Origin of the sequence: Robertkochia sediminum (genome assembly GCF_016786255.1) — a bacterium.
GTDB classification, from domain to species: domain Bacteria; phylum Bacteroidota; class Bacteroidia; order Flavobacteriales; family Flavobacteriaceae; genus Robertkochia; species Robertkochia sediminum.
Genome location: NZ_JADMKT010000074.1, coordinates 92,433 through 107,705, shown reverse-complemented (window position 1 = coordinate 107,705; position 15,273 = coordinate 92,433). Strand labels below are relative to the sequence as shown.

12 protein-coding genes are annotated in these 15,273 nt (G+C 46.2%); 4 read left to right on the top strand and 8 right to left on the bottom strand.

Translation table 11 applies throughout. From position 1 onward, the window contains the following. Nucleotides 1-57: 57 nt before the first annotated feature. A complete protein-coding gene (gene gyrB / locus IS446_RS07355) occupies nucleotides 58-1,998 on the top strand; it encodes a DNA topoisomerase (ATP-hydrolyzing) subunit B (RefSeq protein ID WP_203059383.1) in 1,941 nt (646 codons plus the stop codon). A 91-nt stretch (nucleotides 1,999-2,089) separates the two neighbouring features. Continuing rightward, nucleotides 2,090-3,100, top strand: a complete 1,011-nt coding sequence (locus IS446_RS07350) for a DUF6588 family protein (RefSeq protein ID WP_203059382.1) — start codon at nucleotides 2,090-2,092, stop codon at nucleotides 3,098-3,100. 21 nt (nucleotides 3,101-3,121) lie between these two features. Here the strand turns inward: IS446_RS07350 and IS446_RS07345 are convergent, their stop codons facing one another. Then, nucleotides 3,122-4,591, bottom strand: a complete 1,470-nt coding sequence (locus IS446_RS07345; protein WP_203059381.1) for a phosphatase PAP2 family protein — start codon at nucleotides 4,589-4,591, stop codon at nucleotides 3,122-3,124. Between the two features lie 274 nt (nucleotides 4,592-4,865). Between IS446_RS07345 and mdh the strand changes: the two genes are divergently transcribed. Beyond that, nucleotides 4,866-5,792 carry a malate dehydrogenase gene (mdh, locus tag IS446_RS07340; protein WP_203059380.1) on the top strand — a complete coding sequence of 309 codons (927 nt, stop codon included), beginning with the start codon at nucleotides 4,866-4,868 and terminating at the stop codon, nucleotides 5,790-5,792. Nucleotides 5,793-5,952: 160 nt separating this feature from the next. Then, nucleotides 5,953-8,925, top strand: coding sequence for a protein translocase subunit SecDF (gene secDF / locus IS446_RS07335; RefSeq protein ID WP_203059378.1), 2,973 nt, complete (start codon nucleotides 5,953-5,955; stop codon nucleotides 8,923-8,925). Between the two features lie 90 nt (nucleotides 8,926-9,015). On the opposite strand, the gene IS446_RS07330 is transcribed toward secDF, so the two are convergent. From IS446_RS07330 to folE, 7 genes are all read right to left on the bottom strand, one after another. Then, complete coding sequence (locus tag IS446_RS07330) at nucleotides 9,016-9,447, bottom strand: hypothetical protein (RefSeq protein WP_203059376.1); 432 nt, start codon at nucleotides 9,445-9,447, stop codon at nucleotides 9,016-9,018. A gap of 238 nt (nucleotides 9,448-9,685) precedes the next feature. Beyond that, nucleotides 9,686-11,047 carry an alpha/beta hydrolase family protein gene (locus IS446_RS07325; RefSeq protein WP_203059374.1) on the bottom strand — a complete coding sequence of 454 codons (1,362 nt, stop codon included), beginning with the start codon at nucleotides 11,045-11,047 and terminating at the stop codon, nucleotides 9,686-9,688. Between the two features lie 49 nt (nucleotides 11,048-11,096). Then, entirely contained in the window at nucleotides 11,097-11,570 is a 474-nt protein-coding gene (locus IS446_RS07320; RefSeq protein WP_203059373.1) for a DUF192 domain-containing protein, read from the bottom strand. Beyond that, on the bottom strand, nucleotides 11,560-12,384 hold the full coding sequence (gene lgt, locus IS446_RS07315; protein WP_203059371.1) for a prolipoprotein diacylglyceryl transferase: 825 nt from the start codon (nucleotides 12,382-12,384) through the stop codon (nucleotides 11,560-11,562). The genes IS446_RS07320 and lgt overlap by 11 nt, the downstream gene beginning before the upstream one ends. An 88-nt stretch (nucleotides 12,385-12,472) precedes the next feature. Beyond that, entirely contained in the window at nucleotides 12,473-12,706 is a 234-nt protein-coding gene (gene yidD, locus IS446_RS07310; RefSeq protein WP_203059369.1) for a membrane protein insertion efficiency factor YidD, read from the bottom strand. Nucleotides 12,707-12,735: 29 nt separating this feature from the next. Continuing rightward, nucleotides 12,736-14,223, bottom strand: coding sequence for a cysteine--tRNA ligase (cysS, locus tag IS446_RS07305; RefSeq protein ID WP_203059367.1), 1,488 nt, complete (start codon nucleotides 14,221-14,223; stop codon nucleotides 12,736-12,738). Between the two features lie 57 nt (nucleotides 14,224-14,280). Next, entirely contained in the window at nucleotides 14,281-14,961 is a 681-nt protein-coding gene (gene folE / locus IS446_RS07300) for a GTP cyclohydrolase I FolE (protein WP_203059365.1), read from the bottom strand. Between the last annotated feature and the right edge of the window lie 312 nt (nucleotides 14,962-15,273).

The following is a 15,273-nucleotide window of genomic DNA, read 5'->3' as shown; positions in this document are numbered from 1 at the left end:
ACCCCCGTTTTGTTATATTTGTCTGTTTGACAGAACGACCTAATATCTTAAAAGTTTATGAGCGAAGAACTTAATAAGAAACAGTACTCGGCCGACAGCATTCAGGCGCTGGAAGGTATGGAGCACGTACGTATGCGACCTTCCATGTATATTGGAGATGTGGGAGTTAGAGGTCTTCATCACCTGGTTTATGAGGTGGTGGATAACTCTATTGATGAAGCCCTGGCCGGTCACTGTGACACCATCAGTGTGATCATTAATGAAGATAATTCCGTTACTGTAGAAGATAACGGTAGGGGGATCCCTGTGGATATCCACAAGAAAGAGGGGATCTCTGCCCTGGAGGTTGTAATGACCAAGATCGGTGCCGGAGGTAAGTTTGATAAAGATTCCTATAAGGTTTCCGGTGGATTACACGGAGTAGGGGTGTCTTGTGTTAACGCACTTTCAGAACACCTTAAAGCTACCGTATTCCGCGATGGTACCGTTTGGGAACAGGAGTATAAAAGAGGAAAAACCCAGTATCCTGTTAAATCGGTTGGAGAGACCGATCAGAGAGGTACTGTGGTGACCTTTAAGCCGGATCCGGAGATCTTCAAGCAAACGCTGGAGTACAATTACGATACGTTGGCCAGCAGAATGCGGGAATTGGCTTTTCTTAATAAAGGGATCAGAATTACCCTTACCGACAGAAGGAATACCGATGAGAAAGGAGAATTCCTGGGAGAAGAGTTCTACTCTGAGGAAGGATTGAAGGAATTTATCAAATTTCTCGACGGAAACAGAGAGCCGCTTATTGAAGAGGTGATCTCTATGGAAGGAGAGAAAAACGGAATTCCGGTAGAGGTGGCGATGATCTACAATACCTCTTTTAACGAGAATCTCCATTCTTATGTAAATAATATCAACACCCACGAAGGAGGTACCCACCTTTCAGGTTTCCGTAGAGGTCTTACCACTACCCTGAAGAAGTATGCCGATAACTCGGGGCTGCTGGATAAGCTGAAGTTCGAGATCGCTGGAGATGATTTCCGTGAAGGACTAACAGCTATAGTTTCGGTTAAAGTTGCTGAGCCGCAGTTCGAAGGACAAACCAAGACCAAGCTGGGGAACAGAGAGGTAACCTCTGCAGTTTCTCAGGCGGTTTCTGAAATGTTGGAGAACTATCTCGAAGAGCATCCGAACGATGCCAAGACCATCGTGCAAAAGGTGATCCTCGCGGCACAGGCCCGTCACGCAGCGCGCAAGGCTCGTGAGATGGTGCAGCGTAAAACCGTAATGAGTGGTGCCGGACTTCCCGGGAAACTTTCCGATTGTTCGGAGCAGGATCCGGAGAAATGTGAAGTATTCCTCGTCGAGGGAGACTCTGCAGGGGGTACGGCGAAACAAGGTCGTGACCGTAACTTCCAGGCCATCCTTCCGTTGAGAGGTAAGATCCTGAACGTAGAGAAGGCGATGTCTCATAAGGTGTTTGAGAATGAGGAGATCAGAAATATCTTTACTGCTCTTGGAGTGACCATTGGTACTGAAGAAGATAGCAAGGCGCTGAACATGTCTAAACTGCGTTACCACAAGATCGTGATCATGTGTGATGCGGATGTCGATGGTTCTCACATTGCTACTCTGATCCTTACCTTCTTCTTCCGCTATATGAAGGAGCTTATCGAGAACGGCTATGTGTATATTGCGACTCCACCTTTATACCTTGTTAAAAAAGGGAATAAGAAGGAGTATGCCTGGAATGACAAAGAGCGTGATGACCTGGCAGAGCAGTTTGGCGGCAGTGTGAATATCCAGCGTTATAAGGGTCTTGGAGAGATGAACGCAGAGCAGTTGTGGGATACCACCATGAATCCTGAGTTCAGAACCCTGAGGCAGGTAACCATTGATAATGGTAGTGAAGCCGATCGTATCTTCTCTATGCTTATGGGGGATGAAGTTCCGCCACGAAGAGAATTTATTGAGAAGAATGCTATTTACGCCAATATCGACGCGTAAGAAATAACATATATTTTCACTAGAAAACTCCCTTTTTTAAGGGAGTTTTCTTTTTTTTGTAGGACCTTTTAAATCTTAAAATCTTCAATTCATGAAAAAGATCCTGCTTATATGCTTTCTGGGGCTCACTTCGCTGCTCCAGGCCCAAAACGATTTTGATGTGATCCTGGCTGCAGGTGTCGATGACGCCGAGCGTTTTGCTAACGACTATCTCGCTCCGGGAACCAACGGACTCATGTACAGTATGAACAATGGATGGTTTAATACCGCCGATGTAAAGCCTTTCCTTGGTTTTGAGATCTCGGTGATCGGAAATGGTGCCCTGATCAAAGATTCTCACCGTGAGTTTACCATGAATGTTGCCGACTATGAAAATATCACCTTCTCTGACGGGTCTGCTTCAAAAATGGTAGCAACGGCATTGGGAGAGAATGATACGCCGATCGATGTGGTGCTCACCTATGACGACCCTATATTTGGGGACCAAACCGTTGAGGTAACCCTCCCGAACGGTATTGGCGACGCCTCAAAGTTTATTCCTTCAGCTTTTATTCAGGCTGCTGTTGGTCTTGTTAAAGGTACAGAGCTAAAAGTGCGTTTTGTACCTGAGGTAACCTTTGATGAGGTGACTACTCAATTGTATGGTGTGGGATTGCAACATGAATTTACCAAATGGTTGCCGGCAGATAAGCTGCTTCCTGTGGCGATATCCGGATTGGTGGCCTATACAAGTCTTAACGGGTCTTATGATTTCACCGCTTCTTCCGGGATCGAGGGTGAGAACCAGCGACTGGAAAACAATACGTCAACATGGTTGTTCCAGGGGATCGTAAGTACGAAGTTACCGGTGATCAATTTTTACGGTGCTCTGGGATATATTTCCGGAACATCAGAATCTGATGTTTTGGGAACCTATCGTGTGACCGATGGTAACCTGGTGACAGAAGATATCGTGGATCCGTTTTCGGTATCAAGTGAAGTTGGTGGAGTAAGAGCGACACTGGGAGCAAAGCTTAAGCTTGCATTCTTTCGTTTTAACGCCGATTATACCTTTGCTGAGTTCGACAGCTTTTCTGTTGGGGTGAACTTTGGTTTCAGGTAGATCCTGGGTATGCAAAAACGATTACCAGAGCATCACATTGAAGCTGATGCCAAAACTTAAATATTCAAAATTCAAAGGGGCCTTCTGCGTGGTGTAGGAGGCCTCTCCGTTTTCGGGGATGTCGTCCAGGATGGTGATGTCTGCCTTTGGATTGGTCTTGGTGTATTCGGTAAAGAGTCCAAGCCCCATTCGCTTATTAATGATCTTGGTGAGCATGAGTCCGCCAATGATCGAAAAGTCCGACCCTTCTTCAACATCGGCATAAAGCAGGTCGGTTTGGGTTTCAGTGTCAATGATAAAGCTGGCCTCTGTAGACCGGGCATAACCAAAAAGTACCTTGCCTTGTAAAAGGAGGCTTTCACTAAACGGATACCCGAAGCTGGGACCTGCGGCCAGGGTGGACACCCCTATGGCATTAGACTCAATGTTGGTGGTGGGGTAGGGTACGGTGGCTTCTTCTTTTAAAGGGAAGCTCGCGAATTGCAGGGAGGCGGCCACTCCAACATACGGATTGAACATATAGTGGCCATCGACATTGATCTGGAAGCCATCGTCGCCAAAGATCTGTTTTGCCGGGCCGGAAAGTTCACTGAGGAGCTTGGCGTATCCCAGTTTAGAGCCAAAGAAAGACGGTTTTTCATAATTAGGTTCTTTCACCTTTATCTCCATTTCATTTACCCCATAATCCTTAAAGATCAGATCAGAGAGGTAGTAACCGAGTTCTGTGAGCCCGATCCCAAATCCTGCACCCGCCACGGTGTCTGAAAACCAGTGCCGGTTGTTAAGTTGGCGCATGGCTCCCACGGTCGTGGCTATGGTATACCCGGCAATGGGAATGTACGGATTCTTGTATCCGTATTCCTTGTTGAGCATATGGGCGGCCATAAAAGCCGTGGCGGTGTGTCCTGATGGCCAGGAATTGTCTGAAGAGTCGTCCGGTCTGGTGATGTCGATAACCGATTTTAGCCCTTGTATTCCTGCCAGCATGACTATCCCCGTAGTGGCGAAGTTCAAGGTGTATCGGGGAATGTTGTGGCGGCCTTTATAGCCCAGGGCATTCATGGCGTAAATCGCTGCGATCGGCGCGTATTGAATATAATCGTCGGTGGGGTCTTCAAAATTGGGCTGATACCGTTGCCTTACATTGTTAAAATTTTCATTTACGGAGATCAGGATAGCGCCTGTCGCTATCATAGTCCCTGAGATGATCAGCGACGACCGACTGTTTTTGCGGTTCCATTCTTCAAAGCTCAGGCTGTCCTGTGGTTGTGCGTTTTTCATTGTTTCAGGTCTGTCGCCAGTGATCTCTGAAAAAACTACGTGAGGGTTGGGGTTGTAGATGCGATATGTTGGTATAGTTGGGAGAGCGTAGTCCGGGGTGTATGGGGAAGTGGGAAAGCTCGAGGCATTTTCGTTGATTTGAGCCATGAGTCCTGATGCGATGAGCGTGAACAAGACCATTAATGGTATGATCTTCTTGTGTGAATACATGATGGTTGGTCTTTTTTTGATGATGATCAAGTTTAATATTAAACTATAAAGGATTGTAAATCAATGATTAAGGTCAGTTTGTTTGTGTGTGCTTCTGTTGTATGGGGGAGGTTGGTTAGCGAAAAGGTCCGGATTACCGTTTCTACCTGAATAAGATGAGGAGGAAGCTGCTATAGGCTATCCGGGTTTTCTCTGGATTGTAGCAGGTTGTTGTATCAAATATTATTAGATTTGTAGGAGTTGAAAATTCACGTTAAACAATAATATATTTTATATGAAAGTAACAGTAGTAGGTGCAGGTGCCGTAGGAGCGAGTTGTGCCGAGTATATTGCTATTAAAGATTTTGCTTCAGAGGTCGTGATCCTTGATATTAAGGAAGGACTGGCAGAAGGAAAGGCTATGGACCTCATGCAGACAGCCTCTCTGAACGGTTTCGATACAAAGATCACCGGATCAACCTCCGACTATTCAAAAACTGCCGGAAGTGATATCGCAGTGATCACCAGTGGTATTCCAAGAAAGCCGGGGATGACCCGTGAAGAGCTTATCGGGATCAATGCCGGGATCGTAAAAGATGTGGCTACGAACCTTGTAAAGCATTCTCCTGATGTGATCCTTATCGTGGTAAGTAACCCGATGGATACCATGACCTATCTTACGCATAAGGTATCAGGACTTCCTGAGCACCGTATCATCGGTATGGGGGGAGCACTCGATAGTGCACGTTTTAAATACCGTCTGGCTGAAGCTCTGGAGGCACCGATCTCTGATGTTGACGGCATGGTGATCGGCGGACACAGTGATACCGGGATGCTGCCATTGACCCGTTTAGCAACCAGAAACTCTGTTCCTGTATCAGAATTCCTTAGTGAAGAGCGTCTGGAGCAGGTGAAAGAAGATACCAAGGTTGGAGGGGCTACCCTGACCAAGCTTTTAGGTACCAGTGCATGGTATGCGCCAGGTGCTGCGGTTTCTGCTTTGGTTCAGGCTATTGCATGCGATCAGAAGAAAATGTTCCCTTGTTCTGTTAAATTGAACGGCGAATACGGACTTAAAGATATCTGTATCGGAGCGCCTGTTCTCATAGGTCGTAACGGTATTGAGAAGATCGTTGAGATCGAACTCGATGAGAAAGAAAAACAAAAACTGTCAGAAAGTGCTGAGGGTGTAAGAAAAACCAATGCGCTTTTAGAAGCTTAGGCTACATAAGAAGTCTTAACTAATTCATACTCAACCCTGTTAAACCCTTTGTTTTAGCAGGGTTTTGCATGTTTTAAATCCCTTTAAAAATAATTGTTTCTTCATATGGTAAATGCTATATTTGGCCGTTTGAAAGAATTGACCATAAAATAATTTTAGAATGCAGAACAAAGGACTTATCAGACTTTTTGCTATTTTGTTCGGTTTAGTCAGCATTTATCAGCTGTCTTTTACCTTCGTAGCAAACAAGGTGGAAAATGAGGCCGAAGCTTATGCTATTAGCAGTGTTCCGGATACAGAGGAAGACTACGTAGCAAAGCGAGAGGTTATTGAATCGAGGTATTTGGATTCGGTGTCTAATCAGGAGGTGTTCAGCCTGGGTGTTGCCGATTATACCTACAGCGATGTAAAGGATAAAGAACTGAACAAAGGTCTTGACCTTAAAGGAGGTATCAATGCGATCCTTCAGATCTCTGTTAAAGACATCCTCAAAGGTTTAGCCGATAATACCAAAGACCCCGTTTTTAACGAAGCGCTGGCACGTGCCGACGAGGCTTCGAAAGACAGCCAGGACGATTACGTTGAGCTGTTCTTCCAGGAGTTCGAAGCGGTAGCCAACGGTTCTACCAAACTAGCTTCCCCCGATATCTTTGCCAACAAAGCATTGTCTGAAGAGATCAACTTCCAGATGACCAATGAGGAAGTGAAGCCGATCATCAGAAGAAAAATTGACGAATCTATCGTTTCTGCGTTCGAGGTATTGCGTAAGCGTATCGATAAGTTTGGCGTTACCCAGCCAAACATTCAGCGTCTTGGAACTTCAGGACGTATCCTTGTGGAGCTTCCGGGAGCTAAGAACGTTGAGCGTGTTAAGAACCTGCTTCAAAGTACAGCACAGCTGGAGTTTTGGGAAACGTTCAAGACCGAAGAGGTTACGAACTTCCTGATCGCTGCCAATAATACGCTTGTTGATCTTGTAGAAACAGAAGCTCCTGAGGCTCAGGAAGAGGTATCGGAGATCGATTCGCTGCTTTCTGATGCAGGTCAGGATTCTCTTGATATTGCTACCCAGAACAATCCGCTATTCGAGCTTATTGCTGCTCCCGGATTCCAGGGATCACCAATGATCGCTACCGTAGCTATTAAAGATACTGCTAAGTTCTCTTCGTATTTGAATATGCCTGAGGTAAGAGCACTGCGTCCTGCTTCGCTGCAATACGCTAAGTTCGCCTGGGGTATTCCTGCTAAGAATGCTGAGGTAGTTAATCTTTACGCTCTTAAAAGTAACAGAGCTAACGAGCCGGCTATGAATGGTGATGTGATCACTGATGCTGCTCAATCTTTCGATATCGCAGGTCGTCCTGCAGTAAGTATGCAAATGAATACCCGTGGCGCAAAACTATGGGAGGAACTTACCGGGAAAGCGTTCCGCGAAGGTGGAAATATCGCTATCGTTCTTGATAATGTAGTGTATTCTGCGCCGGGAGTTTCAAAAGGAGCGATCTCAGGAGGAAACTCAGAGATCTCAGGAGACTTTTCTCTGGAAGAGGCCGATGACCTTGCTAACGTTCTGAGAGCAGGTAAACTTCCTGCCTCTGCAGATATTATCCAATCTGATGTGGTTGGACCATCGCTTGCAGAAGAAGCGATCAACAGTGGTATGACCTCCTTCCTTATCGCCATGGTATTGGTGTTGGTGTGGATGGTGTTCTATTACGGGAAAGCAGGTATCTTTGCCGATATCGCCCTGGTATTTAACATTGTATTGATCTTCGGTGTTCTTGCCGGACTCGGAGCGGTTCTTACCCTTCCCGGTATCGCGGGTATCGTGCTTACCATTGGTATGTCGGTAGATGCGAACGTACTGATCTTCGAGCGTGTTAAAGAAGAAGTGAAAAAAGGTAAAGGACAGAAGCAGGCCATCGAGGATGGTTTCAGCAATGCGTTATCTTCTATTCTTGATGCGAATATCACTACTGGTCTTACCGCTATCATTCTCTTGTTGTTCGGAACCGGTCCTATTCAAGGATTTGCAACAACGCTTTTGATCGGTATTGCAACTTCACTCTTCACGGCTATCTTCGTTACAAGATTGCTTATCGAGTGGTATCTTAAGAGTGGTAGTAAGCGTCTTGACTTCTTTACTGCAGCGACTAAGAATCTCTTTGCGAACATGAACATTGACTTCCTGTCTAAGCGTAAGGTTTCTTATGTGATCTCTGCTATCCTGGTTCTTGTAAGTGCTGTATTGCTCTTTACCAAAGGACTTGAAGGTGGGGTTGACTTTGTAGGGGGACGTTCTTATACCGTTCGTTTTGTTGATCCTGTGAATCCTGCAGAGATCGCTAACGATCTGTCTGCTTCTCTTGGAACTGCTGAGGTAAAAACCTATGGTGATCCAAACCAGGTGAAGGTAACTACCAAGTTCAAAGTAGACGAGGAAGGATCTGCAGTAGACGAAGAGATCCAGAACGCTATGTTCACGGCCCTGCAAAAGCACCTTCCTGATGGATTCACTTACGAGGAATTTATTCCTGGTGGTGAAGGGAAGACCTTGGGTATTGTTCAGGCGATCAAGGTTGGACCAACCATTGCCGATGATATTAAGAAGAACGCGGTTTGGGCGATCCTCGGATCTCTCGCCATCGTATTCCTCTATATCCTTTTACGATTCAGTAAGTGGCAGTTCTCTCTTGGAGCGGTTACAGCGGTATTCCACGATGTGGTTATCGTATTGGGGATCTTCTCTGCATTCTCAAGCATTATGCCGTTCAACATGGAGATCGATCAGGCCTTTATTGCGGCCATCCTGACCGTAATTGGTTACTCGCTTAACGACACCGTGGTTGTATTTGACCGTATTCGTGAGGTGATCAGTGAGAAAGGCTGGAGAGGTGGTGATAACGTGAACGAGGCGCTTAACAGCACCCTGAGCCGTACGCTCAATACCTCGCTTACAACCATCGTAGTACTTCTTGCTATCTTTATCTTCGGAGGAGAGTCGCTTAGAGGATTTATGTTCGCAATGATCATTGGTGTGATCGTGGGTACGTATTCATCCCTCTTTATTGCAACTCCTGTGATGTATGATACGTTGAAGTCTAAAGGTATTAGTGCCAAGAAAGACGAATAAAGCGTTAAAAGCTTATATATAGAAAAAAGCCATCTGAATGATCAGATGGCTTTTTTTGTACCCCGAAATTAACACGTTAAATAATTGGAGCTAGGATCGTAGTGAATTGGTGAATACACGAACGCCCTGTACCGAAGGTTGCGGCAGGGTGCTTCGGTTTACTGTGGTTTCACAGATCACACATTTCTTTGGTTCAACAGACCAGTATGAGGTTTTGTTCTTTGATTGATCGGCTACCAGGTCGTTATAGGTAAGCCAGGTTGAGGTGCTTGATATCTTTTGTTCGCTTATTGTGGTTTGCGCTGTGTTGCATCGCGGACACTGAGGTCCTTCCTGCTCTGTGGTTTTGCACTCGTGTAATTCGATCAAAGCCTTGGCCTTGATCTTGTTTAAGTTTCTTTCTTTTAAATAGTGCCAGATCTTCTGCCGGGTTTCTGGAGTGAGTTTAGGGGCGGTGTAGGTCGCAAAATAGGCGAGCTCGAGATCGGTTAATTCTCTTAGGGCTGCTCGTATAAGTCTCATGTTTAACAAGTTAGATTTCCGTCCAAATATAATTATAAATGGCAAACAGCCAAATAGTGTTGATAGTCAATAGCTTAGGGTTATTAACAACCCGGGCCGTACATCAGGGGCTTGATTAAGGTAAATTTAGTTAAACAAAATAGGTTAAAGTGCTGTAAATCAACGATGAAGAGTTGTTGTTATGTCTTAATGTGCTGGTATATAGCCTGTTAATAACTCTATCGACCGGATGCAAATTTTAACGTTTTGCGACCCATTTTTCGATAAAATGCACGATATCAGGGGATAAGGTGGTTGTGATCGTAGCGTATTCTTCGGGTAATCCGGTTGTCGCGGGTTGGAATAGATGGTTGAGGCCTTCAAGGTTTTTTACCTGGGAATGTGCCTTGATCTTTTCCGGTAACAAGGAGCAAAGTTTGGTGCTGTGAGTTTTGGCGTTTACCTGGATATCTTTAGATCCGTAAAGTGCGAGTACAGGCATACTCAGGCCGGTGATGTAGTATTCAGGCTTTGTCTTTAATAATGCTGTCATCCAGTCTGTACTTAATGTATTGGCCAGTTGGGCAGATTGTGATGCTGAAAGGGCGTTTTTGGTGAGTTCTTCCAGTTCTTTGATGATCGTGGTTTTTCTTTCTTCCCGATCGCCATCCATGTTCATTAGGGTTGTATAAAGTTTGCGGAATAATTGGTTTGAGGCAGTCACTGCCGGTTCGGGTATGCCCATTGCGGTTTCAACGTCCCGCTTTTGTTCCAGCATGAATTCATTGCCTTGTGTTACAGGGGTAGCCAGGAGGATCAGGAAGTCGGGTTTTTCGATGTGGTTTGCGGCAATAAGGGCAACGAGGCCACCTTCGCTATGGCCTGCGTATCCCACATGGCCTGTTGCTGTTTCCGGTTGTTCTTTTAACCATGCCAGGGCGGCATGAGCGTCGGTTGCAAAGTCTGTTGTGGTAGCCTGATCAAAATTTCCTTCAGAGGCGCCGATGCCTCTGTCGTCATAACGCAAAACAGCGATCCCGGCCCTTGTAAGCTGGTCGGCTAACACAGCGAACCATTGGTGACCTGCTATGGTTGCATCCCTGTCTTGCGGGCCACTGCCGCTTATGAGCACAACGGCTGGGAAAGGGGTGTTGCCATGAGGCACGCTAAACGTGCCTTTGAGTGTTATATTGGCCTCCTTATTTGTGAAACTCACATCCCGGCTAATATAGGGAAATGGAGGTTTTGGGTTTTGAGGGCGCAAAAGCAGTCTGGCATCCGTGCTTTTGTTCAAGGTTAGCGGAAAGGACATATTGTTTTGCAGAAAACGTGCATTTATAATGCTGTCGTTCGTAAAGGCGCCGTTTACCTCTATCCCCAGTGCATCGAAATGCAGTCTTATCGAATCCTTACTTATGGTGGTGTTGCTTGCCGGGTAGCGCACCAGGCCCTGTGCGGGTACGCTAAGCGTTGCGGAGGAATCATTCGGTACAGGCAGTTCGAAATGTAACTGCAGGGAGCGACCACTAAAGTTTAGTGTTCCTTTCCAGGTGTGGGAGGGGCTTTGCGCAGATGCAGCAAACCACGATATTAATAATACACAGGTAAAATGCAGTTTCATTATTTTAGGATTTTCCGTCCTAAGGTAAGAAAAAGCTTGTTCAGACAGTTTATGGAATGATACTGATGCTATCGTTCACCCGGATGTCCCAACGGTCTGCACTGCCGCCATTGAGTTCCAGTACATACATGGCGGGGTATTGTGAGGGTAAGGAGGCCTTGTTTAAGGGCTGTGCGTTCCTGATGATGCTTACGATCTTTTTGTTCTTGTCGGCATAGAGCAGGTCCAGGGGGATCAGGGTGTTCTTCATGTAGAAGTACCTTGGAGCTTCCTCTTCGAAAACGAACCACATGCCCTGGTCTTTTTCCATGCTTTCCCGGTACATAAGTCCGGTTTGGCGTTCGAAAGGGGTGTCGGCTATTTCGATCTTAAGGCTTCCTACAATAAGGGTGTCGCCTCTGTAGATCGCTCCGGCAGCCTCCTGCCTGAAGCTTACTTTGGTCTCTGTGATCGTGTTTTGATCCTTTTGTTTGCAGCTCATAAGAGCCATCAGCAATACGGCTGTGAGTAGATTACGCCACATGTTTTCTTTTTCTGAACATAAAATAGAAACCGGCAATAATGAACGGGATGCTCAGCCACTGTCCTGTTGTGAAGGTGCCTAAAGCCGATTCGAATCCGCCCTGAGAGCGCTTGTAGAATTCTGCGATAAAACGCACGGTCCATAGCAATACCAGGAAGAGTCCGAAAATATATCCCGGTTGATCTTTTTTGTCGGTTTTCCAGTATATCCTCCACAGTACGATGAACACGATCAGGTATCCGAAAGCTTCGTAAAGTTGTGCAGGATGTCTTGGGAAATTCTCGCCCAGGCGTGCAAAAATAACGCCCCAATCGCTGTTCGTAGGTTTTCCAACGATCTCAGAGTTGAAGAAGTTGCCTAAACGCACAAAAATACCTCCTATGGCTACGGGGATCACGATGCGGTCCAGGATCCAGATCATTGGCTTCTGTATGACCTTTTTGCTGTAGAGATACATGGCGATGATGATCCCTATGGCGGCTCCGTGGCTCGCAAGTCCCTGGAATCCGGTAAAGCGGAAGCTAGGGGTGAATTCAAAGGGGAGGAATACGCTTAAAGGGTCTTCAAGGAATACTTCTGGTTCGTAGAAAATGAAGTGGCCGAGCCGTGCGCCCAGCAGGGTAGCCACCACGGTATATATAAATAACGGGTCCAGCTTTTCTACTGAGACGTTCTCATTCTCGTATATGCGTTTCATGATGTAGAAACCTATAGAAAAAGCGATGATGAACATCAGGCTGTAATAGCGAAGGGGAAAGGATCCGATGTTGAAGAGTATTCCGTCTGAATCCCAGGTAAAACTTAAAAAATGCATGTTCGGTTAGTTTTGCCAGTAAATATAGCTAATTCGTTAGTATCTGAATGTGGGGTATGCGAAAACTTGCTGCCATCTATTAATGGTTTTAAGGAACGGGATCGTAACCCGAGCCGCCCCATGGATTACAGCTGGCAATGCGTTTTACGGCTAGCCATCCACCTTTAAAGAGTCCGTGTTTTTTCAAGGCTTCCAGGGTGTACTGGGAACAGGTCGGACTGTAGCGGCATGCCGATGGGGTGTAGGGGGAGATCGCCACCTGATAGAACCTGACCAGGAAAACAAAAGGGCTGATAAGGATGTTCTTCAGGCTTAGCTTCATACCGGGGTTTCTCAGGGTGTTTTCGCTTCTTAATTCAGGGAGAAGGACGTGCCTTCTTTGCTGTCTTTTAGTTGAATTCCCAGGGCAGCCAGTTTGTCGCGGATCTTGTCGGATGTGGCGAAATCTTTGTTGGCTCTGGCTTCTGCTCTCATGTTGATAAGCAGTTCTACTGCCCCGCTGAGCTTATCGGTAGATGCTTCTTCGGAACGGGTTTCATCAATTAGTCCGAGAACGTCAAAAACGAAGGCGCTCATGGTGGTGCGTAGTATCCCCAGGTTGTGCGTATCGATCTTTTGTTTCCCGTCCTTGATCAGGTTAATGTGTTTTACCGCGTCAAAGAGTTTGGCGATAAGTATCGGACTGTTGAAATCGTCGTTCATCGCATCGTAGCATTCCTGTCTCCAGGCTGCTACATCAAAATCGCTAAGCTGTCCCTGTGCCTGCAGCTTGTCCAGGTCCTGCAAACCTTCCATAAGTCTTTGGAATCCTTTTTCTGAGGCGCTAAGGGCGTCGTTGCTAAAGTCGAGAATACTTCGGTAATGGGCCTGCAGCATAAAGAAGCGGGTCACAGAAGGGGAGAAGGCCTTGCTCAGGATCTCATTGTCGCCCGAGAAGATCTCGTTCGGCAAAATGTTATTACCCGTAGATTTAGCCATTTTCTTCCCGTTAAGGGTGAGCATGTTGGCATGCATCCAGTAATTCACCGGAGCACTGCCTTTACTGGCTTCGTTCTGGGCGATCTCACACTCGTGGTGCGGAAACTTAAGGTCCATACCTCCGCCGTGAATATCAAAATGGTCTCCGAGATATTTAGTACTCATGGCTGTACACTCGAGATGCCATCCCGGGAATCCGTCGCTCCAGGGTGAAGGCCAACGCATGATATGCTTGGGTTCTGCCTTTTTCCAAAGGGCAAAATCCTGCGGACTCCTTTTGTCACTTTGTCCGGCGGTTTCGCGGGTGTTGTGGATCATGTCTTCGATGTTCCTTCCGCTGAGTTTTCCGTATTCGTGATCCTGGTTGAACTTGATCACGTCAAAATATACAGAGCCGTTCACTTCGTAAGCATAGCCTTTGTCAAGGATCTCCTTGATCACTTCGATCTGCTCGATAATATGGCCGGTAGCGGTGGGCTCAATACTTGGAGGCAGGTTGTTGAACTTGTTAAGGGTATTGTGAAAATCTACCGTATAGCGCTGCACCACCTCCATAGGTTCGATCTTCTCTAGTCGTGCTTTTTTTGCAATTCGGTCTTCTCCTTCGTCGGCATCGTTTTCGAGGTGACCTGCATCAGTGATGTTACGCACATAACGCACCTTGTAGCCAAGGTGTTTCAGGTAGCGAAATACAAGGTCGAAAGAAATAAAGGTTCGGCAGTTCCCCAAATGAACATTGCTGTAAACCGTAGGTCCGCAAACATACATGCCTACATGGCCTTCGTTAATGGGGTTAAACGCTTCTTTTTTACCGCTAAGGGAATTGTAAATGCTTAATTGCTGATCCTTGAATAATTGCATAGCCCGATTGTACTCTGAGTTCTTTTTATTTAGTGGTCTTGGGAGGGGTGATATGGCTTAAAATTCGGTGTCCAGGTTAATGTAGTCCAGGAATTCTCTTCGTACTGCAGCATCCTTGAACTTTCCTCCGAATTCGGCAGTTACCGTACTGCTCTCAATATCTCTGATCCCTCTTGAATTTACACAAAGGTGTTTGGCATCGACTACGCAGGCCACGTCTTTGGTGCCTAACGCCTGTTGTAACTCCTGAACGATCTGCATGGTCATGCGTTCCTGTACCTGTGGTCGTTTGGCATAATAGTCAACGATACGGTTCATCTTCGATAATCCGATCACGGTACCGTTAGAGATGTAAGCCACATGGGCGCGACCAACGATCGGCAGCAGGTGATGCTCACAGGTGGAATACACGGTGATGTTCTTTTCTACCAACATTTCACCGTATTTGTATTTGTTCTGGAATGTAGAAGCCTTGGGCTTGCGCTCAGGATGCAGTCCGGCGAAGATCTCCTTAACGAACATCTTGGCTACCCTTCTCGGAGTACCTCTCAAACTATCGTCTGTAAGGTTAAGCCCGAGAGTTTCCATCACCCGATAAATATGTGTTTCGATATCCTCGATCTTTTCGTCGTCAGACATGTCAAAGGCGTCTGCTCTCAGGGGAGTATCGGCAGAAGAACCAATATGCTCATCACCCAGTTCTTCGTATTGCTCTTCAAGTGCTTTATCTATCTTCATGTTTACATTTAAAATTTATGCCTTTGAAAAGTGAGGCCTGATGCCCGTAATTCAAAGCTAAGGTTTCCTCCTTTCAGGGAGAAAAAAATAGACTGCAAAGATAGGTATTTATCGACTATTGACGTAACCTCCTACGTAAGATATCGATTTTTGTGATTTTATTAGAAGTTGCTTCAAGAGTTTTGGTTTTTTCGCGATGAAAGAGTAATGGTTTCTTCAGTGCGTATTGGTAAAACCGAAAGCAGTAAAAAGCCGCAATCGGAAGCTTGTCCAATGCGGCTTATATGCTGTGAATTGTGCGGTGTGGGTGTT